The sequence below is a fragment of the Kitasatospora sp. NPDC097643 genome, from assembly GCF_040302625.1.
Taxonomy (GTDB): domain Bacteria; phylum Actinomycetota; class Actinomycetes; order Streptomycetales; family Streptomycetaceae; genus Kitasatospora.
Genome location: NZ_JBEOSA010000058.1, coordinates 36,474 through 59,585, shown reverse-complemented (window position 1 = coordinate 59,585; position 23,112 = coordinate 36,474). Strand labels below are relative to the sequence as shown.

The following is a 23,112-nucleotide window of genomic DNA, read 5'->3' as shown; positions in this document are numbered from 1 at the left end:
CCGCCCCGGCCGCCGCCCCCGCCCCGGCCGCCGCCCCCGCCCCAGCCGCCGCCCCCGCCCCAGCCGCCGAGCCCGCCCCGGCCGCCGCCGACACCGCCGGCGGAGCCCGCAGCGGGCTCGGCGCGCAGATCGCCGAAGGGCTGCGGCACGTCCTCGGCAACCGGGAACTGCGCGCGCTCGCCGTCAGCGCCGCCCTCACCAACCTCGGCTACCAGTTGGTCAACACCCTGCTCCCGGTGCTGTTCGTCCGTGATCTGCACCTGCCCGCAGGGGCGTTGGGCCTGTTCTGGGCGGTCGGCGGGATCGGCGTGCTGCTCGGCTCGCGGTGCGCCCGGCCGGTGGCGGCGCGGGTCGGCCACGGCCGGGCGCTCGGCCTGGTCGGGCTCGGCCTGGCGCCCGCCGGGCTGCTCGTCCCGCTGCTGGACGGCGGCCCCTGGCTGTTCCTCGCCGGGGCGGGGTGGCTGCTGGTCTCGCTCAAGACCGGGATGGACAACGTCCTCGGGGTGAGCCTGCGCCAGCGGATGACCCCGGACGCGCTGCTCGGCCGGATGAACGCCACCTTCCGCTTCCTGTTGACCGGTGCGATGGCCATCGGCTCCGCGCTGTCCGGGCTGCTCGGCGAACTCGTCGGCCCGCGGCCCACGCTGTGGCTCGGCGGTGCCGTCCTCGCGACGGCGTTCCTGCCGGTCTTCCTGTCCCCGATCCGCACCCGCCACCAGCTCCCGGAACCTGTCCCGGAACCTGCCGCGGCACCCGTCCCGGAGCCCGGCACCACCCCGACTTCGGCTGCCCCGGCTGCTACGGCCGCGACCGTCAGCCCGACGCTACGACAGTCCTAGGAACGGATCACCAGCCCGGTCCCGGCCCCGGCTGCCAGGTCATCCCCGGATACGGGCGGGGGTGGCGGCCGCGCAGCAGGGCGGTCACCGAGCAGACGACGAGGGTCAGCAGCCCGTAGAACACCAGCAGCGCCCAGAACGGCGTGGTGGACACGCTCCCGTCCTCGAACCGGCACCACGCGTCCGGCGGCAGCCAGGAGGCGCCCGTCTCCAGCAGCCGCCCGCCGCCCGCCACCAGGCCCTGCTCGCAGCGCTCGCCGAAGTCCAGCGACCGCGCGTACAGCAGCCCGTACAGCGCGCCCGCCGTGACGAGGGCGAGGGCGGCGCCGAGGCCCAGCAGGACGGCTCGCCTCCGCCCGGTCGCCGTACGGATGTTCGTCACCAGGGCAGCGTACCGGCCGGGATCAGGCGAATCGGTGCGGAACACCGGGGATCGCCGACCCCCGCCGGAGGATCACCAGGGACCCCCGAGAACCCCCGAGAACCCCCGACGCTCACCCGAGCAGCCCGCCCAGGTGCGCGTCGTCCGCGAGCAGTCGCCAGGAGCGCCCGGGTGAGGCGAACGCCTCCGGGTCCACGGCCTCGACCGCCCCGTCCACCGCCGTGCTCAGCAGCGACTGCGGGTCGAACACCGTCCAGGTGCCGCCGCCGCGCCCGTCGTCCCAGCGTTCCCACTCGGTGCGCAGCCGCTCGTACGTCCACAGGGCGTAGAGCAGGGCGGACAGGTCGCGGTTGAGGTAGGCCTCGGGGTGGCCGTCGTCGTACCAGTCCGGCAGCTCCAGGCGGCCGGTGACGCCGTCCAGGGCGATCATCAGATCGGTGGGCCAGTGTCCGAGTGCCAGGAACTCCCGCTGGTACGGGCGCTCCTCCTCGCCGTCGAAGTACTCCGGGTACGCCTCCGCCATCGTGACCAGCGGTTCCCCGCAGGCCCCGAACATCGCCCCGCCCGACGGCAGCCCGACCTCGGTCAGCAGCCGCCTGGTCGGCTCGTGCACCAGCCCGGACGGCAGCTCCTCCGGCCGGTAACGGTGCACCAGGCCGTCGTCCGTCAGGCCCGCGAGCTCCGCCACCAGCTCCGTGCCGATCTCGTACGCCGGCCCGTCCGGCCCGCCCGGCAGCGCACCCCAGCCCAACGCCCGCACCAGCAGCGCCGTGCCCCAGTGCGCGGGCGGCGTCGCGGACCGTTCGAACAGCCTCGGGTCCACCTCCCGCATCCGCCGCTCGGCCCCGGCCATCACCTCGGCCACCACTGCGGGACCGCGCCGCCCACCCAGGGCGTCGGCCCGGCGGGCCGCCTCGGCCACCGCCTCCACCTCCCGCACCAGCGCGGCCAGCGCGGGCAGGTCCGAGGCCAGCAGGTCCCGGCGCAGCTCCCCGCCGACCAGGCCGGCCAGGAACACCTCGCCGGTCACGCCGTCCAGCAGTACCGGGCTGCCGTCGGTCGCGAAGTGCTCGCAGTACTCCGTCTCCCCGAGGACGAAGAACCGTTCCGCCCCTCCCGCGGGACCCGCCACCGGACCTCGCGCCGGCACCAGCGCCCCGCCCGTCAGCGCCCCGAAGTCCAGGAACGCCCCCGCCACCGGCAGCCCGCCCCGCAGCAGGAACTCCCGGCTCTCCGCGTGCACCACCCCGCCCGGCAGGCTCCCCGCCGCGACCCGCCCACACCCCGCGTGCCCCACGTCCCCCACCCTTCGCCGCACAACCCCCGACCCCCGACCCCACAGAACCCTAGCGGCCGCCCCCGACAGCGGCCGCGCCCAGGCAGACCCCTCCCGTTACCGTTGCCGCCCGACCTCGTCGACGTTCCACCGCTCCGGCAGGTCGGCATCGCAGAACACACAGACATAGTGCTCCTCGCGCACCACCGACGTCCGCCCGCAGGACGGACAACGCCGGAACACCACCGCGTGGGTGAAACCCCCGGACGGCGGCAGCCCGACCCCGACCCGCTCCAGGGCGGCGGCCACGGCGGGCCAACAGCTGACGTCCGGGCAGTAGCCGGTGGACTGGTTGCTGACCAGACCGGCCACCCAGCCGTCCCGGCAACTGCACTGTCGGGCCAGACCCCCGCCCTGCTGTCGACGCGGCCGTCGGCAGCAGGGCGGGGCAGCGGGACGCTATCGGCCTATGGACGCGGCGAGCGCTGTTGGCGGGAGCGCCAGATCGATCCGCGGGTGGGCGGCGCCGTCCAGCGGGCCGAGGAGGCGGGCGGCCCATCCCTCGGCCGCCTGGACGATCCGCGGTGGCGCGTCGGCCCGCACGGGCAGCACGGTCAGCACGGCCCACCCGGCGCGGCGGGCCGGGCCCTCGGTGCGGTGCTGGTGGTGCTCGGCAAGCCGGTCACCGACCGCGGTCGGGCTCTGGCGGCAGACACTGCCGACGTATCGGCAACTGCACCGAGCGTCCCAGGCGATGTACACCGCGCTTGCCGCCGTGATGCCGCGTCGGGCCGTATCGACGGTGGCTCTGCACGTCAGGTCGGCCCGCAGCTCTCCGTTCGCGGTCAGGGTACCGGCATCGAGCAGTGGCGCCAGCGTTCGGACGACGGGATCGAGCCGGCGGTGGATCTGCCGAGGGAGCGGTATCGCGAAACTCACGCGTCGTCACCGTCGCCCTCGTCGTCCAGGTCCAGCACCGCGGTTCGGGCCGGCCCGTAGTGAACGAGGATGTCGTCGACATTCTTCAGCTGCTCCCGCAGCAGATCCACACCCTCGGGGCTGCCGAAGACCTCTCGACCACGGGAGTGGGTCTGGGTCATCTTCGCGAGCGTGTGCGCAGCCTTGCGGGCGTTCCTGATCGACTCCTCCAGGAGCCGCCGCTGGCGCACGTCCTCCGGTACGGAACCGCCGCCACCACCGTTGCCGTTGGCGAGCTTCTTCTGGTTCGTCGCGATGGCCGCGGCGGACTCGACGGGGTCGGCCGCGTGCACCAGGTCCCACTCGTAGTCGATGGTGACCATCGCGCCGGCCTTGTCGCGGATGGGCTCGCCGTCGTGCACGAGCACACCGTCGATCTCGCGCTCGACGGTGTGGAACTGCTTGGGCAGGATGCCGGGGTCGGCCGCGACATGCGCGTACGCGATGGAGTGGAGCATCCGCAGCCCGCCACGGGTAGCGGACAGCACCTCCAGCAGCTTGTTCGGGGTGAGGCGCAGCGGCGCGGTGCCGCTGTCCCTGGTGACACCGAGCTTGGAGCCGCGGTCGCGGGTGATGTACCCGTCGAGGATCGCCGCCGTGCCTCCGAGTACGGTCAACTCGGCCACGGCGGCGGCCTCGCCGGCCTCCGCCCGCTCGAGGATCTCGTCGAGAACCTTGAGCGCGTCGCTGCCGGTGGTCAGCTGCCACGGCTTCTTCCACACCGTGTCGGTGATCGTGCCGCCGTTGCCGAACGCGCGGACGGCCGGCTCGATCCGCTCGGAACTGCGGTAGGCCGACAGGGCCATGGCCGCCAAGTGGTCGCTGATGCGCTGCCGGTCGGCCCGGCCCATGCCGAACTCCTGCTTGATGAGCAGGTTCATCTGCTGCGCCCGATCGCCGGCCAGCACGGCATGCTGGTGGAGGGCCGACGACCACAGCCGGTGCGGCGGCAGTCCGAGCAGCTCGCGCATCGTGCCGGGCCCCACCTCACCGAGCAGCACCCGGTAGACGTCCTTCACGATCAAGCCGTTGCGGAGGGCGTGCCGGTACACGCGCTGCATGCCCTGGGTGTTCTGCGCGCCGTCGGTCCACGGCGTGACGTGCACGTGGAGGTTGGCCACCAGATCGTCCCGAGCGGCGACCAGGTCGAGCAGGCGGGAGCCGTCCTCCGCGCGTGCCCCGACCACCACCATGGCGGGGAAGGTGAGCGTGTGGCCTTCCCGGCGGGTCGCCTCGGTGAGCGTCGGCTCGGCCAGGCCGCGGCGGACCCGGGCGGCCATCTCCGCCACCTTCGCGCGGGAGGCCCGCTGGTCGGCCGGGCGACTGGGCCCGGAGCGGTCCACCGGACCGATCACCGCGGCCACGCACGCGGCCGCCGCGGCGTCGATGTCGCCACCGGTGCGGGCGAGCCACATGCTCACGAGCCGGCTGTTGCCGTCGCCGGCGACGGTGTAGGTCTCCTCGACGCCATCGTCGTAGACGACCCGCACCAGGAACAGCGTCAGTGGCTCCTTGATGCCGTGCTGCAGCACGCTCTCGGTGTAGACGTTCTTCCCGCCCTGGGCGTCGAACGTCTTGCGCATGCTCTCGGTCACCGCGGCGGCCAGGGCCTTGCGGTCCGCGAGGCGCACCACGAAGAGCGCCTGCGGCTGCCCGGTCTCCCGGTCGGTCAGCGTCTCGTAGGTGACCGGCGCGGTCGTCGACGGCGCGACGTCCATGGCGGTGTGCACCTTGTGCGCCCACCGCTGGTTGACGAAGTCGGGCAGCACGTCCAGGGAGAGGAAGCGGCGGTGCGGCGGGACCGCGTACAGGGTTCCGCCCACGACCGGCTTGGTCATCAGGAGGCCGGCTTCGGCGGTCTCGCCCTGCGCTTCCACCAGCTTCCGCAGCAGCGTCGGGTCGACCGCGCCGGCGGTGACGACGCTGGCCGCGTCCTCGTCCAGGGAGTTCGCGGGATTGTCCAGCAGTGCCTTGCGCGGGCCGCGCAGCTGCGGGACGGGCACCGGGTCGGCTATCGGGTCGGGCCGACGCAGCAGCGGGGGGAGGTTGTTGTCCTCGAAGTCGTCGAGATTCATCGGAGAACGCCCTTTCGTGAACCGACGCGCCGCAGGCTGAGCTGCCGTCCCGGCTCATACCGAGGACTCCACTGCGCGCCGTCACAAGGGCGGCGAGCGCCGTCACGGTCTCCCACCGGCTCATGTCCGGTGTTGTTCCGTGCCGACCGGCATTCCACGGAACCAGGCGGGCTGCTGGTCGGCCGGGCCGTCGGACCCGGGCTCCCGTCGACGACGGGCGCCAGCCACCCTTCACGCTGCAGGTCCAACCCTGCGACGTGCAGTTCCGTATAACCGGAGCGGTGCGCGACTGGTGCAGGACTTCCGCACCAGCGGCCTCGAGCATAACGCATAGTCAACGATGGCTCAGCAGACGCATTCTGAGACCGGACCAGGGCGGGTGGTCGAGGTCATTGCCGACCACCCGGCCCGCCCCGGCTACTCCAAGCCGGCGGCCTCACGGGCGGCCTGTTCGACGCGGGCGTGGTGGGTCTTCCACCAGTCGGCGTCGCCGGGGGCCGTGTTGATGCCGTCGGGGCGCTGGCCGGTGGTGCCGTCGACGAGTTCGCGGACGAGGTCGGCGTGGCCGGCGTGGCGGTGGGTCTCGGCGATCAGGTGGACGAGGACGCGGTGGAGGGTCTGTTCGGGGCGGTCGCCGAACGGCAGGCGGCCGGTGGCGTCGAGCGGGAGGGCGTCGATGGTGGCGTCCGAATGGGCCCAGACCCGGCGGTAGCGTCCGACGATGTCGTCCTGGCTCTCGTCCGCGCGGGCCCACAGGTCGGCGTTGGGTTCGGCCTGGCCGAGGATCCAGAGCGGCGTGGGCTCGGGGAAGGGCCGTTCGAAGGTCTCGCCGAGGTACAGCGCCTCGGCGCCGGTGACGTGTTTGACCAGGCCCAGCAGGTTGGTGCCGGTGGGGGTGAGGGGGCGGCGGAGGTCGTACTCCGAGAGGCCTTCGAGCTTCCACAGCAGGACGTCGCGGGCGTCCTGGAGGTAGATCCGGAGGTCGTGTTTGGGGTCGGTGACGGTCATGGCTGTCAGTCTGTTGATCTGCTCGGCCCCGTCCACCGGTTTTCGATCCCCATGGATCCCTGCGCTCACTCCGGCGCCGACATGGCCGAGATCTCGCTGGCGAGCCAGCTGATGCCGACTCAGACTGATCGCATGGAAACCATGGTGACTGTCAGTAAGGGTGAAGTCTGGGCGGCGGACTCGGGCGGGGACGGGCTGCCGCTGGTGCTGGTCCACCCGGGTGTCGGCGACTCCACGATCTGGGACCCGGTGCTTCCGCCGCTCACGACGCGGCATCGGGTGGTCCGCTACGACGCCCGCGGTTTCGGGCGCTCGCCCGCGCCGACGGCCGGGTTCTCCCCGGTCGAGGACCTCGTCGCGGTCCTCGACCACTTCGGGCTGGAGCGTGCGGTGCTGGTGGGTTCCAGCATGGGCGGCGCCACCTCGATCGGCCTGGCGCTGGACGCCCCGGAGCGGGTGGCGGGTCTCGCGCTGTTCGTCCCGGGGGTCACCGGGTACGAGGGGCTGGACCAGCCGGAGCTGTTCCAGGAGGTGGCGCGGCTGGCCGAGGCCGGTGACACGGAGGCGGTCGTCCGGCTCGGGCTGGGCAGTTGGGGGATGGCCGGGGGCGGCACCTCCGAGACGGACCCGGTCGCGGCCGCGCACCTGCGGGCGGTGCTGCCCGCCTGGTTCGGCAGCATCGGGTACCTGGAGGAGGGTGAGCCCTCCTTCGGCAGGCTCGGGGAGATCGCGGCGCCCACCCTGCTGGCGCTGGGCGAGCTGGACCGCCCGGAGGTGGTGCGCTGCAACGAGGAGATGGCCGACCGGATCCCCGGCTGCCGCCTGGTCCGGCTGGCGGCCTCCGACCACTACCCGACCCTGCGCGAGCCGTCCTCCGTCGTCCGCCTGATCGAGGAGCTGTACGCCACCGCCCGCTGAGCCCCGTCGTACCAACGTCCCGCCGCACCGGAGGCCGGGCGCCCGCCCTTGGGCGCCCGGCCTTTGTCCAGGTGGGGCGGCACGGAGAGTGACGGATGGGGGCGATGGAGCGGACTTGAATCTTTGCGAACGAATGTTCGATCCTGGGGCTGTGTCCGTTTTCGAATCTGTTTTCGAATCCATCGCCGAGCGTCCGCCGCTCCGGCCGGTGGTGTCGGCCGCTGCGCCCGGGGAGGGGGCGCAGGCGGTCGGGCGGGGGCTGGTGCCGGTGGTGCCGGCGCTGCGGGAGGTGCTGCCGGACGGCGGGCTGCGGCGGGGGACGGCGGTGTCGGTGGCGGGCGGGGACGCCGGGCTGCTGCTGGCGCTCGCGGCCGGGGTGCGGGAGACCGAGGGCGGCTGGGCGGCGGCCGTCGGACTGCCGGACCTGGGGCTGGCTGCGGCCGAGGGGTACGGGCTGGACCTGCGGCGGCTGCTGGTCGCGGACGACCCGGGGCCGCACTGGGCCGAGGTGGTGTCGGTGCTGGCCGGGGCGGTCGAACTGATCATGCTGCGCCCGGACGGGCCGGTGCCGCCCAAGCTGGCCGCCCGGCTGGCGGCGGTGCTGCGGCGCAGCGGCTGCGTGCTGCTGGTGGCCGGGCCGTGGCCGGGGGCGGTGCTGCGGCTGGGGGTGCGGTCCGGGCGCTGGTTCGGGCTCGGGGACGGGCACGGACAGCTCGCCGGGCGGCAGGTGGAGGTGGTGGCCGAGGGGCGCGGCTCGGCGGTGCGCGGTCGGACCGCCCGGCTCTGGCTGCCGGACGAGCACGGCGCGGTGCGGCCGGTGCAGGAGCGCCCGGCTCAGGAACGGCCGGTGCAGGAGCGCCCGGCTCTGGAGCGCCCGGTTCTGGTGGAAGCCCTGGAGGCGTTCGAGGTGGCGGAAGCCCCGCTCGACCGCATGGCGGTGGTCTGAGATGGCCGAGCCGACGACGACCGAACCGGTGACGACCGAAGCGACGACGACCGAACCGGGGACGACCGGTCCGACGGACGGCAGGACGCCGCGGGTGCTGGTGGTCTGGTGCCCGGACTGGCCGGTGGTGGCCGTCACCGGCGACGACCCGGTGGCGGTGACCGAGGGTGGGCGGATCCTGGCCTGTTCGGCGGGTGCCCGGGCGGCCGGGGTGCGGCAGGGGCAGCGGCTCAAGCTGGCCCAGCGGCTCTGCCCGGCGTTGGAGCTGCGCGACCGCGACCCGGAGGCGGAGACCCGCCGCTTCGAGCCGGTGGTCGCGGCGGTGGAGGCGTTCACGCCCCGGGTGGAGGTGATCCGCCCGGGCCTGTGCGCGATCCCGGTGAAGGGGCCGGGCCGCTACTTCGGCGGCGAGGAGGCGCTGGCCTCGAAGGTCCGGACGGCGGTGGCGAACGCCCTCGCACGGCAGCCGGTACCGGACGCCGTGCCCGGGGACGTCACGCCCGGCGAGGTCGCACCCGGGGACGTCACGCCCGGCGAGGCCGCATCTGGGGACGCCGTGTCCGGCCCGCAGACGACCCCCCGGATCACCCCGCACGCCCAGGTCGGCGTCGCCGACGGCCTGTTCGCCGCCGTGCTGGCCGCCCGCGCCGGGGTGCTGGTGCCGGCCGGGCGGACGGCGGAGTTCCTCGCGCCCTACCCGGTGGTGGCGCTCGGCGACGAGGCGCTGGCAGAGCTGTTGGGGCGGCTCGGCCTGCCGACCGTCGGGGCGTTCGCCGCGCTGCCGCCCGAGGCGGTCGCGGACCGCTTCGGCCCGGCCGGGACGGTCGCGCACCGGCTGGCCCGGGGGCTGCAACCGCGTCCGCTGGTGCCGCGCGGGGAGGGGCCGGACCTCGCCGTCGAGCAGCGCTTCGACCCGCCCGAGCCGCTGGCGGAGCCGTTGGTGTTCGTGGCCCGCACGCTGGCCGAGCGGCTGCACCAGCGGCTGGCGGAGGCCGGGCTGACCTGTCGGCGGGTGGCGGTGGAGGTGGCGTGCGCGGACGGCCGGACGGCCTCGCGGCTGTGGCGGCACGAGGGCCGGCTGTCGGCGACGGCGCTGGCCGAACGGGTCCGCTGGCAGCTCCAGGCCTGGCAGAGCGCGGGCACGTTCACGTCCAGCATCTCCGACGCCTCCCATACCCCCGACACCGGCTTCACCCTGCTCCGGCTGGCCCCCGACGGCCTCTCCCCGGACCAGGGCCGCCAGCTGGCGCTGTGGGGCCAGGCGGTCGCCGACGACCGGGTGGAGCGCGCGGTGGCCCGGGTGCAGGCGGTGCTCGGGCACGCCGGGCTGCGCCGGATCGAACCGGCCGGCGGGCGCGGCCCGGGCGAGCAGGCGGTCCGGGTGCCGTGGGGCGAGCCGTACGAGGCCACGGCGCCGGCCGACGCGCCGTGGCCGGGGCGGCTGCCGGACGTGTGGCCGGCCGTGGTGCTGCGGGAGCCGGCGCCGGTGGCGGTGCTGGACGCGGCCGGGCGGCCGGTCACGGTGGACGGCCGGGCGGGGGTGTCGGCCCGGCCGGCCCTGGTGGTGGTCCGCGGCCGGGAGGAGCGGGTGGACGGCTGGACCGGGCCCTGGCCGGCGGTCGAGTGCTGGTGGGACCAGTCGCTCGCCCGCCGCCGGGCGCGGTTCCAGGTCGTGGTGGGGGACGGCCGGGCGCTGCTGCTCACCGTGGAGGGAGGTGCGTGGTACCTGGAGGCCGGTTACGACTGACGGCCGCCGACCTGACGGCCGCCAACCCGGCGCCCGAGGCCCTGCGTCCGAGGCCCCGCGCCCGAGGGGGGAGAGGCAACGAACGGCACGAACGAAGGCAACACCCCCGATGGGCTTCACCAGTCACCCCACCCTCCCCTGGAGCGAGCTGCACCGCCGCCTGACCGGCGCGGGACCCGCGGCCGACCGTACGGTCGTCCCGCTGCGCCGCCCCGCCCGGGAGAACCCCGTCGCGCCGGACGGGCGCGGCGACGCCGTGCCCTGGGCCGAACTGCACGTCCACTCCGCCTTCAGCTTCCTGGACGGCGCCAGCGACCCGGAGGACCTGGTCGCCGAGGCGGCCCGGCTGGAGGTCGAGACGCTCGCGATCACCGACCACGACGGCCTGTACGGCGCCGTCCGGCTGGCCGAGGCGGCCCGGGGGACGGGCGTGGCCACCGCGTTCGGCGCCGAACTGACGCTCCGTCGCCCAGCCTCCGCGAAAGGGACGAAAGGCGCGAGAGGCGGAAGCGACGAGATCGAACACCTGCTGGTCCTGGCCCGCGACCCGGTCGGCTACCGCCGCCTGTCCGCCACGATCGCCGCCGCCCAGCTGGCCGGTGGCGCGAAGGGCCGCCCGGTGTACGACTTCGCGACGCTGGCCGAGGCGCACGGCGGCCACTGGGCGGTGCTCACCGGCTGCCGTCTCGGCCGCGTCCCGGCGAGCCTGGAAGGCGGCAGTGGCAGTGGCAGCGACCGGAGCGGCGGCCGGGCCGACAGGACGGGCGCAGCCGACAGGACAGCCGCGCCCGACGGCCCACCTGAGCAGAGTCGCGCCCGGCACCAACTCCACACCCTGGTCGAGGCGTTCGGCCGCGACAACGTCCACGTCGAGCTGATCGACCAGTGGCTGCCCGGTGACGACCGGCGCAACGACGCCCTGGCCGCCCTCGCCGCCGACCTGCGCCTGACCGCCGTCGCCTCGACCAACGCGCACCACGCCGGCCCGGCCCAGGGCCGGCTGGCGCAGAGCCTGGCCGCGCTGCACGACCGCCGCACCCTCCAGGAGGCGGCCGGCTGGACCCGTGCGGCCGGCACCGCGCACCTGCGCTCGGGCCGCGAGATGGCCGCCCGGCTGGCCCGCTTCCCGGGGGTGCGGCAGGCCACCGTCGAGCTCGGCCGGGCCTGCGCCTTCGACTTCACCACCCTGGACCCGGAGCTGCCGGGCTTCCCCGTTCCCGAGGGCGAGACCGAGATCAGCCATCTGCGCGCCCTGGTCGCCGCCGGCGGCCCGGCCCGCTTCGGCTCCGGCAACGCCGCCGCCCGCCGCCAGCTGGCCAAGGAGCTGGACGTGATCGAGGACCTCGACCTGGCCGGCTACTTCCTGATCGTCCACGACATCGTCGACTTCTGCCGGAGCCAGGACATCTGGTGCCAGGGCCGCGGCTCGGCGGCCAATTCGGCGGTCTGCTACGCACTGGGGATCACCGCCGTCGACCCGGTCCACTACCGGCTGCTCTTCGAGCGCTTCCTCTCCACCGCCCGGGACGGGCCGCCGGACATCGACCTGGACATCGAGAACCGCCGCCGCGAGGAGGTCATCCAGTACGTCTACCGCCGGTACGGCCGCGAGCACGCCGCGCAGGTCGCCAACGTGATCACCTACCGGCCCCGGCTGGCGATCCGCGACGCCGCCCGGGTGCTCGGCTACCCGCAGGGGCAGGTGGACGCGTTCAGCCGGCAGACCGACTTCCGCTCCGCGCCCGGCGCGGACGCCGTCATCCCCGCCGACGTGCTCTCGCTCGCCTCCCAACTCCACGGCCTGCCACGCCACCTGGGCATCCACTCGGGCGGCATGGTGCTCACCCGGGAGCCGATCGGCGAGATCTGCCCGACCGAGTGGGCCCGGATGCCGGGGCGTTCGGTCCTCCAGTGGGACAAGGAGTCCATCGCCGGCGCCGGACTGGTCAAGATCGACCTGCTCGGCCTCGGCATGCTCGCCGCGCTGCACGACACCTGCGCGCTGGTCGCGGAGCACCACGGCCTGCGCTACGACCTGGCGACCATCCCGGACGACGACCCGGGCGTGTACGCGATGCTGCGGCGGGCGGACACCGTCGGCGTGTTCCAGGTCGAGTCGCGGGCGCAGATGGCGACGCTGCCCCGGCTCAAGCCGGACCACTTCTACGACCTGGTGGTCGAGGTCGCGCTGATCCGGCCGGGGCCGATCCAGGGCGGTTCCGTCCACCCGTACCTGCGCCGCCGGGCCGGGGTGGAACCGCCCGGCTGCCCGCACCCGCTGATGGAGAACGCGCTCGGCAAGACCCTCGGGGTGCCGCTGTTCCAGGAACAGATGATGCAACTCGCCATCGACTGCGCCGGGTTCACGCCCGAAGAGGCGGACCGGCTGCGGCAGGCGATGGGCGCCAAGCGCTCGCACGAGCGGGTCGCCCGGCTGCGCGAGCGGCTGCTCACCGGCATGGCCGAGCGGGGCATCCCGGCGGAGGTCGCCGAGGACGTCTACGGCAAGATCGAGGCGTTCTCCAACTACGGCTTCCCGGAGAGCCACGCGATCAGCTTCGCCTACCTGGTGTACGCCAGCGCCTGGCTCAAGTACCACTTCCCGGCGGCCTTCACGTGCGCCCTGCTGGCCAACCAGCCGATGGGCTTCTACTCGCCGCTCAGCCTGGTCTCGGACGCCCGGCGGCACGGCGTGCGGGTGCGCGGGGTGGACGTCAACGCCAGCGGGCCGCGGCCCACCCTGGAGCCGTACCGGGGGCCGACGCCGAAACCGCCGCTGACCGCGGGCCGTCCGCAGCCGGCGATCCGGCTCGGCCTGGAGACCGTCCGCGGCATCGGCAGCCCGCAGGCCGAGGCGATCGCCGCCGGGCGGCCGTACACCGACCTGGAGGACTTCGCCCGCCGCACCGCCCTGCCCGCGCCGGTGCTGGAGGCGCTGGCGACGGCGGGCGCGTTCGACTGCTTCGGCCTGACGCGCCGTCAGGCACTGTGGGCGGCCGGGGCGTTCGCCGGGATCTCGGCCGAGCTGATCCCGGGCACCACCCCCGGCGCCGAGGCGCCGGAGCTGCCCGGGATGAGCCCGGTGGAGGAGACCATCGCCGACCTGTGGGCCACCGGCACCTCCGCCACCAGCCACCCGCTCCAGCACCTGCGCGCCCACCTGGACCGCGGCGGCGCCCTGTCCGCCGCCCAACTCCCGGACGTGCCACCGGGAACGGCGGTGGTGGTCGGCGGCCTGGTCACCCACCGGCAGCGGCCGCCGACGGCCGGCGGGGTGCTGTTCCTCAGCCTGGAGGACGAGACCGGCCTGATCAACGTGATCTGCAACCGCCCGGTCTGGGAGTCCCAGCGCCGCACCGCCCTGGACCGGGCCGGCCTGCTCGTCCACGGTCACGTCGAACGCGACCGCGGCGCCACCAACCTGATCGCCACCCGGCTCACCCCGCTGCGGATCGGCCTCTGAACGGGGTGTCCAGCCGGATCAGAGACCGGCCTCCCGCCCCTTGCCGGGGGCGCCGGCGAAGGCCTGGGCGATCGGGAGCCAGTCGGTGGCGACCGGGCCGGTCGCGGTGAGGGCGAGGTCGTCGCGGTGGCGGCGCTGGGTCACCAGGAGGCAGAAGTCCAGCGCCGGGCCGGTCACCACGTCGGTGGCGTCGGCCGGCCCGAAGGTCCACAACTCCCCGTCAGGGGCGGTCAGTTCGAGCCGGACCGGGGCCTCCGGCGCGGTCCGGCCGTGCACGGCGAAGGCGAAGCCGAGGGTCCGCAGCCCCAGGTGGGCGATGTGCCGCAGCCGGGCGGTCGGCTCCCGGGTGACGCCGAGCGCGTCCGCGACGTCCTGGCCGTGCGCCCAGGTCTCCATCAGCCGGGCGGTCGCCATCGACGCAGGCTTCATCGGCGGGCCGAACCAGGGCAGCCGGGTGTCGGCCGGAACGGCGGCCAGCGCGGTCCGCACCTGCGCCCGACCGGTCCGCCAGCGGGCGAGCAGGGCGGCGGGCTGCTCGGTCGCGCCGGCGGTCGCGCCCTCGTCCACGGGGTTGACGCCGGCGGACAGCAGCGCGCCGAAGCGGGTGTCGAGCGCCGCGCCGAAGCCCTCCGGGTCGCGTGCGGCGAGCAGGGTCCAGTCGTCGGTCCAGGCGAGGTGGGCGATCTGGTGGGCGACGGTCCAGCCCTCGGCGGGCGTCGGGCGGGCCCAGTCGGGTGCCGGCAGGGCGTCCACCAGGTCGTCGAGCACCGCGCTCTCGGCTGCCAGGTCCGCCAGCAGTCCGGCCAGTACGTTCGTCATGGGCGTCCCCTCACCTCGGTCGACTTCCTTACTCATCGGTACGCACGGCCGCACCCTACCCCGGCCCGGCGGCCGCGCCCGGCACTCCACGGAACGTGCACGTCAGGAGTCTCGCCACCGGCCGTACCGCGTGTGACAATCGCGCGATGACAAGGGCCGCGGACCCCGTTTCCCCTGCGCACACCAACGTTCCAGCCAACGTTCCAGCCAACGTTCCGGACAACGTTCCCGACGACCCCGACGGCGACACCGACCTCGCCGCACGTGCCGCCGCGCTGGTCCGGGACGCCGTGCTCGGCGACCTCGCCCGCCGGGTGGTGGCCGAGTGCGGCGCCGACGTCGGCCTGGTCGGCGTGCCGGAGCGGCTGCCCGGCCGCAGCGGCGGCGGCGAGGGCATGGTGCTGCGGCACTGGGCGGGCACCCGGGCCGATCTGCTGCACGACCTCGCCGTCCCGGCCGGCACCGGCCTCGGCGGCCGCGCGTTGGCCGAACGCGCACCCAGCTGGGTGCCCGACTACCGCGCCGCCACGACCATTTCGCACCACTACGACGCCGCCGTCACCGCCGAGGACCTGTACGCGATGCTCACGGTGCCGCTGCTGCACGGCGGCACCGTGTACGGCGTGGTGTACGCCTCGCTGCGCGCCGTCGTCCCGTTCGGGGACGTCCGGATCGCCGCCGTCGGGAAGCTGGCCGCGACCGCCACCCGGGCGCTCGCCGGGGCGGCCGCCTGGACCGCCCCGGCGCCCCGGAAGGTCGCGGCGTCCCCCCGGAGGGCCGCCCCCGCACCGCCGTTGACCCGGCGCGAGCACGAGGTGCTGCGCTGGGCGGCGACCGGCCGGACCAACCCGGAGATCGCCGCCCGGCTGGGCCTCACCTGCAACACCGTGACGGGCTACCTGAAGGCCGCGATGCACAAGCTCGGCGTCCGCAACCGGACCGAACTCGCCTTGGCGGCACGCGAGTCGGGCCTGCTGGACCCGGCCGTCCAGGAGCACGCCGTCCAGGAGCACGCCGTTCAGAGGCGCGCAGTCCAGGGGCGCGCCGTTCAGGAAGGGCGCGCCGGCCGCCCAGCCCCGGAGGTCAGTTGACCTGCCGCTCCCGCCCGGCCCAGTACGGCTCGCGCAGCCGGAACTTCTGCAACTTCCCGGTGGCGGTGCGCGGCAGGACGTCCCGGAACTCCACCGAGGTGGGCGACTTGTAGCCGGCCAGCCGCTGCTTGCAGTGCGCGATCAGCTCGGCCTCGGTGACGCCGCCGTTGCCCTCCCGGAGCACCACCAGCGCCTTGACCGTCTCGCCCCACTTCTCGTCCGGCACCCCGATCACCGCCGCCTCGGCGACCGCCGGGTGGCCGTACAGGCAGTCCTCCACCTCGATCGAGGAGACGTTCTCCCCGCCGCTGATGATGACGTCCTTCTTCCGGTCCGAGATGGTCAGGTAGCCGTCGGTGAGGGTGCCGCCGTCGCCGGTGTGGAACCAGTCGTTCCGAATCGCCTCGGCGGTCGCCTCGGGCTGGCGCCAGTAGCCGTCCAGCACGGTGTTGGAGCGCACCAGCACCTCGCCCTGCCCGTCGACCCGCAGCTGGGTGCCGATCGCCGGGGCGCCGGCCTGCACCAGCCGCTCGGCCCGTTCGGTGGCGGGCAGGGCGTCCCACTCGGCGCGCGAGCGGTTGACGGTGACCACCGGGGAGGTCTCGGTCAGGCCGTAGATCTGCATGAACTCCCAGCCCAGCTCCTCCTCGACCCGCTGCACCACGGAGGTCGGCGGCGGGGCGCCGGCCACGATCATCCGCACCCGGTCGCGGCCCGGCACCGGGCCGTCCCAGTCGGCGGCCGCGTCCAGCACCATCTGGACCACGGCGGGCGCCCCGCACAGGAAGGTCACGCCGTGCCGCTCGACCCGGCGCAGGATCTCCGCGCCGTCCACCTTCCGCAGCACCACGTGCTGTGCGCCCAGCCCGGTGAGCGAGAACGGCAGGCCCCAGCCGTTGGCGTGGAACATCGGCAGGGTGTGCAGGTAGACGTCCCGGTCGCTCGCGCCGAAGTGCAGGCCCATCAGCAGCGCGTTCAGCCAGACGTTGCGGTGGGTGAGCTGAACGCCCTTGGGGCGGGCGGTGGTTCCGCTGGTGTAGTTGATCGTGGCGGTGTCGTTCTCGGAGATCCCGTACCGCCGTGGGGAGTTGTCGAAGTCGTAGAGCAGTGCGTCGCTGTCGGCGCCGATGACGAACTTGTGCTTGGCCACCACCCCGGCCAGCGGGTCGGCGAGTTCGGGGTCGACCAGCAGGACGGAGGCGCCGCTCTGCTCGACGATGTACGACACCTCCTCGGCCTTCAGCCGGAAGTTCACCGGAACCAGCACGCGCCCGTAACCGCTCACCCCGAACAGCGAGGTCATCAGCCGGGCCGAGTTGTGCGACACGACCGCGACCCGCTCGCCCGGCCCCACGCCGAGCCGGTCCAGCCCGGCTGCCTGGGCCCGCGCCAGCTCGGCGATCCGGCGGTACGTCAGTTCGCCCCAGGACTCGGCCGGTTGTTCCGGCTCGTCGATGATGCCGACCCGGTCGCCATAGACCAGCTCGGCCCGGTCGAGGAAGTCCAGCACGGAGAGTGGAATCTGCATGCGCCCACTGTCCTCCCCCCGCCGCCCGCTGCACACCCCCGATCGGGGGTGTCACCCGTCCGAACGCACCGGCGGGAACCGGTTCCTCCGCTTGCTGAGCCGGGCGCGAACAGACGGCCGGCCGGCACGACGGACCGGCCGTCGACCTGCTAGGACTGTCGCAAGCACCAGGCCGCACCCACCCACGGGGGAGACCATGAGCACGGGGGAGACCATGAGCACGGGGGAGAGCATGAACACGGGGGAGACCATGAGCGAGGAACGGCCCGACACCCTCTACGAGGCCGTCGGCGGGATCGACACCCTGCGCCGCCTCAGCAACACCTTCTACGAGGGCGTCCTCGCCGACCCCCTCCTCGCGCCCGTCTTCGCGAACTTCACCACCACCCACATCGAGCACGTCGCCGTCTGGCTGGCCGAGGTCTTCGGCGGCCCGGCCCGCTTCACCGCCGACCTCGGCGGCCACCAGTCGCTGCTGCGCGCCCACCTCGGCCTGGCGATCACCGAGGAGCAGCGGCTGCGCTGGATGGAGCTGATGGCCGCCGCCGTGGCGAAGGAGCTGCCCGAGGACGAGCTGCTGCGCCGCCGGGTGCTGGAGTACTTCGACTGGGGCACGAGGATCGCCGAGGACGTCTCCGGGATGCAGCCCGACGCCGACCTCGGGGACCCGGGCCCGACCCCGCGCTGGGGCTGGGAGGGCCTCCGGTGACCGCGGGGTCCGTACTCGCCGGCGCCGCCCACCCGGTCGCCGAAGGCCTGCTGCTGCGCCCGTTCCGCGACGAGGACGCACCGGCGCTGATCGAGGCCTACCGGGACGAGACGCTGCGCCACTTCACCCTGAACCCGGTGGACGACGCCGAGCAGGCCGCGCACTGGCTGGGCCTCCAGTACCGGGGCTGGGAGCAGGGCAGCCGGTACAGCTTCGCGGTGCTGGAGCCGGACACCGGCGCGCTGGTCGCCAACGTGGCGCTCAAGCGCGCCACCCCGGGCGGGCCGGCGGCCGAGGTGGGGTACTGGACGGCGGCGCCGGCCCGGGGTCGGGGGGTGGCCCCGCGCGCGGTGGAGGCGCTGACCGCCTGGGCGTTCGACACCTTCGCCGCCGAGGGCCTGGTCCGGATCGACCTGCTGCACCAGGTGGACAACCTGGCCTCCTGCCGGGTGGCGGAGAAGAGCGGCTACGCCTTCCGGGAGCTGCTGACGGCCCTGCCGCCGGAGTTCCCGCTGGACGGCCACCGGCACTCCCGACACCGGCCGGCGAAACCGGCTGGACGGCACTGTTGAGGGCCGGTCAGAGTAGGCGCATGGCTTCTCTGGTACGACATGTGACGATCGACTGCGCCGACCCGTACGGCCTCGCCGGCTTCTGGGTCGAGGTGCTGGACGGCGCCCTGGGCAAGGACGACAACCCGGGCGACGATGAGGTGCTGGTGGAGTCCGCCGGTGTCTCGCTGCTGTTCATCCGGGTGCCCGAGGGCAAGGCGGTGAAGAACCGGATCCACCTGGACCTCCAGCCGCAGGACCGCTCCCGCGACGAGGAGGTCGAGCGGCTGGTCGCCGCGGGCGCCACGGTGCTCGCGGACCGCCGTACCCCGGACGGCAAGGGGTGGGTCACCATGGCCGACCCCGCGGGCAACGAGTTCTGCGTCGAGCGCAGCCAGGCCGAGCGGATCGCCACCGACAGCGCCGGCGCCTGACCGCTCGTTCGGCGGATCCCCGCCCGACAGGCGACGAGGGTGGTTTCGTGTCGTGCGCACGACGCGAAACCACCCTCGGAGTCAGTCACTCACGGCTGCGGACGGGGCAGCGGGTCAGCCCGGGATCTGCCAGTTGCAGTTGCTCATCCACTTGCTCATGAGGCCCGCGTCGTAGTTGTCGCCGGAGTGCAGGAAGGCGTAGTAGGAGTTGCGGACGTCGGTCTTCAGGGCGCCGCCGGTCTGCGGGCCGACCTGACCGTCCTTGTCCAGGCCGTGCCGGGCCTGGAAGTTGACCACGGCGGTGTAGGTGAGCTGGCCGAACTGGCTGTCCACGTTCAGGCCGGCGCTGTTCACGTAGTCCAGGCCCTGCTGGAGGCAGGCGACCTGCGAGCCGCTGTCACCCCACTGGATCAGCGAGGCGGCGTTGGCGGTGCCGACGGCGAGACCGAGAGCGGCGCCCGCACCCAGGGTGAGGGTGGCGGCGCGAAGTGCCCACTTCTTCTGCATGAGTTGATGCTCCTCAGTCGCATGGGTCACAGGAGGGACGATCCGTCCCACCCGTCGCCATGAATCCTGCGACGCACCGGCCCGGCCCGACAGCCCCTTAGGCCGGGTTGGCCCGAAAGCCCCTAAGGCCCTCGTGGCGGTGGGAGGGGAGTGGGAGTGCGCCCGGGTGGGCGTTGCAGACCGACCGACCGGTCGGCAAAGTTCGATGGTGATCGACGTTCCGACCTGCTGTGCTCCGAACCCTTTACCCGATGGCCGGAATCGCCGCCGCCCGGGCGGAATTCCGGCCTCCGCCGGGGCCGTCGTGCCCGGGATTCGCCGCCGGGTTGGCCGATAATCGACGGTGCCTGAGGCGGTGTCAGATGTGGCGCCTCTGACATGAGGCAGCGTCAGAACGGCGCATTGGGGCTGCTGTTGGCCACAACGCCTGCTCCGCACCAAAGGCCCGTTCCGTACCCAAAAGACAGGGCAGGTACCCGCATGGCTGGAATCGCCGTGATCGGCGCCAACGGCACCATCGGCAGCGCGGTCGTCGCGGAGGCGGCGGCCCGCGGGCACGAGGTCCTCGCCGTGGTCCGCGACCCGGACCGCTACCGGGGCGACGCCGCCGCGGTCGAGCGCGGCGACGTCCTGGACCCGGTGAACGTGGCCCGGGTCGCGGCCGGACGGGACGTGCTGGTGAGCGCCGTCGGCGGGGGCGACGGGCCCGGCCACCTCGCGCTGATCGAGCCGGCCGCCCGCGCGCTGGTCGAGGGCCTGCGCGCGCTCGGCGGCGAGGCGCCCCGGCTGATCGCGGTCGGCGGGGCGGGCGGCCTGGAGACCGCGCCGGGCCGCCGGGTCTGGGACACCCCGGGCCTGCCGGAGGCGGTCCTACAGATCATGCACGCGCACGGCGCGGCCCTGGACTACTACCGCACGGTCGCCGACATCCGCTGGACGGTCCTCAGCCCGGCCGCCGAGATCGGCCCCGGGCCGCGCACCGGCCACTACCGCACCGGCCTGGAGCAGCTGCTGGTGGACTCCGCCGGGCGCAGCCACATCTCGGTGCCGGACTACGCGGTCGCCCTGGTCGACGAGATCGAGCAGCCCGAGCACATCGGCGAGCGCTTCACCTGCTGTGCGCTCTGAACCTGCCGCGCGCTCCGAACCCGCCGCGCGCCGAGCTCCCGCGGCCGCGTCAGCCCAGCTGGATCGAGCGCTTGGCCAGGCCCATCCAGAAGCCGTCGATGACGCTGCGCTGGCTGCCCAGCTCGGTCTCGCCGGCGCCGAGGGTGACGAACAGCGGGGCGAAGTGCTCGGTGCGCGGGTGGGCGAGGCGGCCGGCCGGGGCCTTGTGCTCGAAGTCGAGCAGGGCGTCCAGGTCCTGCGCCGCCAGGGCGCGGCGGCCCCAGTCGTCGAACTCGGCCATCACGGAGCTGACCCGGCCGTCGCGGCTGAGCGCCCGCAGGTTGTGGGTGAAGAAGCCGCTGCCGACGATCAGCACGCCCTCGTCGCGCAGCGGGGCGAGCCGGCGGCCGAGCTCCAGCAGGCGTTGCGGGTCGAGCGTGGGCAGCGAGATCTGGAGCACCGGGACGTCGGCGTCCGGGTACATCTCCACCAGTGGGACGTACGCGCCGTGGTCGAGCCCCCGGTCGGGGATGTCCTGGACGGGGGTGCCGGGGGCGCGCAGCAGCTTGCGGACGCGGTCGGCGAGCTCCGGTGCGCCGGGGGCGGCGTACCGGACCTGGTAGTAGTGCTCGGGGAAGCCCCAGAAGTCGTAGACCAGCGGCACGGTGGTGACGGCGCCGACGGCCAGCGGGGCCTCCTCCCAGTGGGCGGAGACCATCAGGACGGCCGTGGGCCGGGGCAGGTCGGCGGACCAGGCGGCCAGCTGGCCGGGCCAGACCGGGTCGTCGGCGAGCGGCGGCGCGCCGTGCGAGAGGTACAGGGCGGGCATGCGCCCGGGGGCCGCGGCGCTCATGGGGTCCTCCTCCGGAGGGGCTGACAGGGGCTGGCAGGGGCGAGGCTGACAGGACTGATAGTTCAAATTTGAACCTCTATGAACCGACCGTACACCTTCGTTCGAATTTGAACAACAGGAGTAGGCTTCCCCCATGTCCTCACTGAACGAACCCCGCTGGCTGGACCAGGACGAGATGGCCGCCTGGCGGGGCTTCGTCGTCGCGAGCAACCTGCTCAACCGCCGCCTGGAGCGCCAGCTCAAGGAGGACTCCGGCCTCTCGCACCAGCAGTACGAGATCCTGGTGCACCTCTCCGCCGCCCCGGCCGGCTCGCTGCGGATGACCGAACTCGCGGACAAGCTGGTCACCTCGAAGAGCGGCCTCACCTACCAGGTGACCCAGCTGGAACGGATGGGCCTGGTCGGACGCCGCTCCTGCCCCAGCGACGTGCGCGGCGTCTTCGCCGAACTCACCGACCAGGGTCGGGAGACCCTGCGCCAGGCCGCGCCCGGGCACGTCGCCCTGGTCCGCGAACTGCTGATCGACGTGCTCACCCGGGAGCAGCTGGCGGTGCTCGCCGAGGGGCTCGGCGAGGTCAGCGCCCGGCTGCGCCTCGACGACACGCCCTGACCCGGCCCGCCGGACAGGCCCTAGACGCCGCCCTCCATCACCCAGGCCGCCCGCTCCCGCAGCAGCTCGCGCTCCCGCTCGTTGCGGGTCAGCTCCGCCGCCCGCTCGAACTCCGCCCGGGCCTCCGCCGCCCGCCCGAGCCGGGCCAGCAGGTCGCCTCGGACGCTCGGCAGCAGGTGGTACCCGCGCAGCGCGGGCTCCGTCGCCAGCGCGTCCACCAGCTCCAGCCCCGCCGCCGGGCCCTCGGCCATCGAGACCGCCACCGCCCGGTTCAGCGCCACCACCGGCGACGGGGTCAGCACCAGCAGCCGCCCGTACAGCGCGGCGATCGTCGCCCAGTCGGTGTCCTCGTAGCGCACCGCCTTGGCGTGGCAGGCGGCGATCGCGGCCTGCACCGAGTACGACCCGGTGCCGGCCCGTTGCAGCGCCGCGAAGCCGCGCCGGATGAGCAGCCGGTCCCACCGGGCGCGGTTCTGCTCGGCCAGCAGCACCGGACGGCCGTCCGGGCCGGTGCGGGCGGCCGTCCGGGAGGCCTGGAGCTCCAGCAGCGCGGTCAGCCCGTGCACCTCGGGCTCGGCGGGCATCAGCCCGGCCAGCACCCGGGCCAGCCGCAGCGCGTCCTCGCACAGCTGCGGGCGGAGCAGGTCGTCCCCGGCGGTGGCCGAGTAGCCCTCGTTGAAGATCAGGTAGACGACCTCCAGCACCGAGGAGAGCCGCTGCGCCCGGTCCGCGCCGGACGGCACCTCGAACGGCACCCCGGCCCGGGCCAGCGTGCGCTTGGCCCGGACGATCCGCTGCGCCACGGCCGGCTCGGTGGTCAGGAAGGCGCGGGCGATCTCCGGGGTGGTCAGCCCGCCGAGCAGCCGAAGGGTGAGCGCGATCCGGGACGGCGCCGACAGCACCGGGTGACAGGCGGTGAAGATCAGCCGCAGCAGGTCGTCGTCGATGTCGTCGGGTTCGGTCGGCTCCGGCGCCGGGACGTCCGCCAAGGACCGCCCCATCTCGGCGAGTTTGCGGGCGTAGGTCTCCCGGCGACGCACCAGGTCGACCGCCCGGTGCTTGGCGGTGGCGGTCAGCCAGGCGCCGGGCCGCTCCGGCACGCCCTCGCGCGGCCACTGCTCCAGGGCCGCCACCAGGGCGTCCTGCGCCAGCTCCTCGGCGATGCCCACGTCCCGGACGATCCGGGTGACCGCGGCGATGATCCGCGCGGACTCGATCCTGAAAACCGCCTCGACGGCGCCCGCCGCCTCCCGCTCCGTCACGGCCACCCA

Annotated in this window: 22 protein-coding genes; 11 read left to right on the top strand and 11 right to left on the bottom strand. The window is 74.3% G+C overall.

Going from position 1 to position 23,112, the window contains the following annotated elements; translation table 11 throughout:
- A partial coding sequence (locus ABTY15_RS29920; RefSeq protein ID WP_350602140.1) for an MFS transporter occupies positions 1 to 839 on the top strand: 839 nt, incomplete at its 5' end.
- A gap of 7 nt (positions 840 to 846) precedes the next feature.
- On the opposite strand, the gene ABTY15_RS29915 is transcribed toward ABTY15_RS29920, so the two are convergent.
- From ABTY15_RS29915 to ABTY15_RS29890, 6 genes are all read right to left on the bottom strand, one after another.
- Positions 847 to 1,221 carry a hypothetical protein gene (locus ABTY15_RS29915; RefSeq protein ID WP_350602139.1) on the bottom strand — a complete coding sequence of 125 codons (375 nt, stop codon included), beginning with the start codon at positions 1,219 to 1,221 and terminating at the stop codon, positions 847 to 849.
- Between the two features lie 112 nt (positions 1,222 to 1,333).
- Positions 1,334 to 2,518, bottom strand: a complete 1,185-nt coding sequence (locus ABTY15_RS29910; protein ID WP_350602137.1) for an SUKH-4 family immunity protein — start codon at positions 2,516 to 2,518, stop codon at positions 1,334 to 1,336.
- A gap of 96 nt (positions 2,519 to 2,614) precedes the next feature.
- The gene (locus ABTY15_RS29905) at positions 2,615 to 2,869 is read right to left on the bottom strand and encodes a hypothetical protein (protein WP_350602135.1); all 255 of its coding nucleotides are present in this window, start codon (positions 2,867 to 2,869) and stop codon (positions 2,615 to 2,617) included.
- Between the two features lie 87 nt (positions 2,870 to 2,956).
- A complete protein-coding gene (locus ABTY15_RS29900; RefSeq protein WP_350602134.1) occupies positions 2,957 to 3,436 on the bottom strand; it encodes a hypothetical protein in 480 nt (159 codons plus the stop codon).
- A complete protein-coding gene (locus tag ABTY15_RS29895; RefSeq protein ID WP_350602133.1) occupies positions 3,433 to 5,550 on the bottom strand; it encodes a hypothetical protein in 2,118 nt (705 codons plus the stop codon). The genes ABTY15_RS29900 and ABTY15_RS29895 overlap by 4 nt, the downstream gene beginning before the upstream one ends.
- Positions 5,551 to 5,967: 417 nt before the next feature.
- A complete protein-coding gene (locus ABTY15_RS29890) occupies positions 5,968 to 6,558 on the bottom strand; it encodes a DinB family protein (RefSeq protein ID WP_350602132.1) in 591 nt (196 codons plus the stop codon).
- A 141-nt stretch (positions 6,559 to 6,699) separates the two neighbouring features.
- On the opposite strand from ABTY15_RS29890, the gene ABTY15_RS29885 reads away from it, so the two are divergent.
- The 4 genes from ABTY15_RS29885 (at position 6,700) to ABTY15_RS29870 (ending at position 13,632) form a co-directional block, all read left to right on the top strand.
- Complete coding sequence (locus ABTY15_RS29885; RefSeq protein ID WP_350602130.1) at positions 6,700 to 7,476, top strand: alpha/beta fold hydrolase; 777 nt, start codon at positions 6,700 to 6,702, stop codon at positions 7,474 to 7,476.
- A 151-nt stretch (positions 7,477 to 7,627) separates the two neighbouring features.
- A complete protein-coding gene (gene imuA', locus ABTY15_RS29880; protein ID WP_350602128.1) occupies positions 7,628 to 8,422 on the top strand; it encodes a DnaE2-dependent mutagenesis accessory factor ImuA' in 795 nt (264 codons plus the stop codon).
- Positions 8,423 to 8,450: 28 nt separating this feature from the next.
- Positions 8,451 to 10,169: a Y-family DNA polymerase gene (locus ABTY15_RS29875; RefSeq protein ID WP_350602127.1), complete on the top strand. Its 1,719-nt coding sequence runs from the start codon at positions 8,451 to 8,453 to the stop codon at positions 10,167 to 10,169.
- Between the two features lie 109 nt (positions 10,170 to 10,278).
- A complete protein-coding gene (locus tag ABTY15_RS29870) occupies positions 10,279 to 13,632 on the top strand; it encodes an error-prone DNA polymerase (RefSeq protein WP_350602126.1) in 3,354 nt (1,117 codons plus the stop codon).
- Between the two features lie 18 nt (positions 13,633 to 13,650).
- Here the strand turns inward: ABTY15_RS29870 and ABTY15_RS29865 are convergent, their stop codons facing one another.
- The gene (locus tag ABTY15_RS29865) at positions 13,651 to 14,451 is read right to left on the bottom strand and encodes a TIGR03084 family metal-binding protein (RefSeq protein WP_350602124.1); all 801 of its coding nucleotides are present in this window, start codon (positions 14,449 to 14,451) and stop codon (positions 13,651 to 13,653) included.
- A gap of 146 nt (positions 14,452 to 14,597) precedes the next feature.
- On the opposite strand from ABTY15_RS29865, the gene ABTY15_RS29860 reads away from it, so the two are divergent.
- On the top strand, positions 14,598 to 15,542 hold the full coding sequence (locus ABTY15_RS29860) for a helix-turn-helix transcriptional regulator (protein WP_350602123.1): 945 nt from the start codon (positions 14,598 to 14,600) through the stop codon (positions 15,540 to 15,542).
- Here ABTY15_RS29860 and ABTY15_RS29855 read toward each other — a convergent pair.
- Positions 15,535 to 17,070: an AMP-binding protein gene (locus tag ABTY15_RS29855; RefSeq protein WP_350602120.1), complete on the bottom strand. Its 1,536-nt coding sequence runs from the start codon at positions 17,068 to 17,070 to the stop codon at positions 15,535 to 15,537. The genes ABTY15_RS29860 and ABTY15_RS29855 overlap by 8 nt on opposite strands.
- Positions 17,071 to 17,266: 196 nt before the next feature.
- On the opposite strand from ABTY15_RS29855, the gene ABTY15_RS29850 reads away from it, so the two are divergent.
- The 3 genes from ABTY15_RS29850 to ABTY15_RS29840 are packed head-to-tail and all read left to right on the top strand — an operon-like array spanning position 17,267 to position 18,764.
- Positions 17,267 to 17,779 carry a group II truncated hemoglobin gene (locus ABTY15_RS29850; protein WP_350602118.1) on the top strand — a complete coding sequence of 171 codons (513 nt, stop codon included), beginning with the start codon at positions 17,267 to 17,269 and terminating at the stop codon, positions 17,777 to 17,779.
- Positions 17,776 to 18,351 carry a GNAT family N-acetyltransferase gene (locus tag ABTY15_RS29845; protein WP_350602116.1) on the top strand — a complete coding sequence of 192 codons (576 nt, stop codon included), beginning with the start codon at positions 17,776 to 17,778 and terminating at the stop codon, positions 18,349 to 18,351. Before ABTY15_RS29850 ends, ABTY15_RS29845 begins: the two co-directional genes overlap by 4 nt.
- A 20-nt stretch (positions 18,352 to 18,371) precedes the next feature.
- On the top strand, positions 18,372 to 18,764 hold the full coding sequence (locus ABTY15_RS29840) for a VOC family protein (RefSeq protein ID WP_350602115.1): 393 nt from the start codon (positions 18,372 to 18,374) through the stop codon (positions 18,762 to 18,764).
- Between the two features lie 114 nt (positions 18,765 to 18,878).
- Here the strand turns inward: ABTY15_RS29840 and ABTY15_RS29835 are convergent, their stop codons facing one another.
- Entirely contained in the window at positions 18,879 to 19,271 is a 393-nt protein-coding gene (locus ABTY15_RS29835; RefSeq protein WP_350602113.1) for a peptidoglycan-binding domain-containing protein, read from the bottom strand.
- A 480-nt stretch (positions 19,272 to 19,751) separates the two neighbouring features.
- Between ABTY15_RS29835 and ABTY15_RS29830 the strand changes: the two genes are divergently transcribed.
- Positions 19,752 to 20,399 carry an NAD(P)-dependent oxidoreductase gene (locus ABTY15_RS29830; protein ID WP_350602112.1) on the top strand — a complete coding sequence of 216 codons (648 nt, stop codon included), beginning with the start codon at positions 19,752 to 19,754 and terminating at the stop codon, positions 20,397 to 20,399.
- 49 nt (positions 20,400 to 20,448) lie between these two features.
- Here the strand turns inward: ABTY15_RS29830 and ABTY15_RS29825 are convergent, their stop codons facing one another.
- Entirely contained in the window at positions 20,449 to 21,231 is a 783-nt protein-coding gene (locus ABTY15_RS29825; protein WP_350602111.1) for a dioxygenase family protein, read from the bottom strand.
- A gap of 142 nt (positions 21,232 to 21,373) precedes the next feature.
- Between ABTY15_RS29825 and ABTY15_RS29820 the strand changes: the two genes are divergently transcribed.
- A complete protein-coding gene (locus tag ABTY15_RS29820; protein WP_350602144.1) occupies positions 21,374 to 21,841 on the top strand; it encodes a MarR family winged helix-turn-helix transcriptional regulator in 468 nt (155 codons plus the stop codon).
- A 20-nt stretch (positions 21,842 to 21,861) separates the two neighbouring features.
- Here the strand turns inward: ABTY15_RS29820 and ABTY15_RS29815 are convergent, their stop codons facing one another.
- Entirely contained in the window at positions 21,862 to 23,103 is a 1,242-nt protein-coding gene (locus ABTY15_RS29815; protein ID WP_350602110.1) for an RNA polymerase sigma factor, read from the bottom strand.
- Positions 23,104 to 23,112 lie beyond the last annotated feature (9 nt).